Source organism: Pedobacter sp. GR22-10, from assembly GCF_026239715.1.
Classification (GTDB): Bacteria; Bacteroidota; Bacteroidia; order Sphingobacteriales; family Sphingobacteriaceae; genus Pedobacter.
The window spans coordinates 1-1,387 of the sequence record NZ_JAPIVR010000013.1 but is presented as its reverse complement, the minus strand read 5'-3'; the positions used below and the strand labels follow the sequence as shown (position 1 = coordinate 1,387).

The following is a 1,387-nucleotide window of genomic DNA, read 5'->3' as shown; positions in this document are numbered from 1 at the left end:
AATGCCGGCCATACCTTGAAGATGGAATATGGCACCAATACAGACAATGAGGTGAGGTTGTGGGCACTGACTGCAGATGGGGCCTCAACGAACAACCAATACTATCCGGCTGGCAAGTTGTATAGAACCACCACAAAAGATGAAAACTGGAAGGCATCTGACGGACGTGCGGGTACCACCGATGAATTCAAGGATTTTGAAGGCCGTGTGGTATTGAAGAGAGCGTGGGGCACCAATGACAGGGGGCTCTGTACGTATTATGTATATGACGATTTGGGGAACTTAAGATATGTTTTGCCCCCGGCGGTGAATGAGGGTACAGACCGTTTTTCACCTGCCTTGAGCAGCTTCACTGAAAGCCAGGTTGAATTTCATTATTATATCTATGCCTACCGTTATGATGGCAGGAAACGGGTAACGGAGAAAAAGATCCCGGGTAAGGCCTGGGAGTTTATGGTTTACAATTTACTGGACCAGGTGGTGATGAGCCAGGATGGTAACCAGCGGAACAAAAGCCCACAGGAATGGTCATTTCATAAATATGATGCCTTAGGGCGGGTGGTGATGACGGGACTATACCAATATAACACGGCTGTTGCGGATACCAACCGGGTGAATCCGGAAAGGAGTTACAAGAACGGGTTGCAGGATTATGCCAATACCCAAAAGAATGAAAACGGGGAAATCAAATTGTGGGAAGCCAGGGACAACAGTTCCACGGTAACGGGCTATACCAGCAGGGCCATGCCGCAGGGTGATATTTCTGCCTACCTGAGTATAAACTATTATGATGATTATGACTTTGTGGGTGGGAATACCTTTAGCTATAGCGGAAGAAGCCAAAAGACCAAAGGGCTTGCTACGGGAAGCAGGGTCAACGTACTGGGCAGTTCGGATATGCTGCTGAGTGAACACTTTTACGATGAGGAGGGCAGGGTAGTAAAGACTTTCAGCCAGCATTACCTGTCGGGGGGGATCGATCCCTCCAATTATGATGAGACCAGCAATAGCTATAGTTTTGTCGGTGAACTGACCTCCAGCCTGAGGATCCACCATACTACTGCCGGAGATACGCAGATTGCCAACCGTTATGAATATGACCATATGGGGCGTAAGCTGGCGGGCTTTGAAGAGATCAACGGTAAGGGAGAGGTGGTATTATCAAAACTGGATTACAATGAACTCGGTCAGCTGAAGAACAAAAGCCGGCACAGTGAGGATAAGGTGAACTTCCTGCAGAGCACCGGCCTAGCCTATAATGAGCGGGGCTGGCTGAAAAGCAGTATCAATGACCAGTTCAGCATGCAGCTGGATTACCAGGAAAATAACAGCGGTTGGTATAACGGGAATATTGGCCGGCAGTATTGGTCTGCAGGTGCAAATCCAT

At 48.5% G+C, this 1,387-nt stretch carries 1 pseudogene; it reads left to right on the top strand.

Annotated features, from left to right (window positions below):
* A pseudogene (locus tag OQX64_RS22335) lies at nt 1-1,387 on the top strand (RHS repeat-associated core domain-containing protein); the annotation flags it as partial.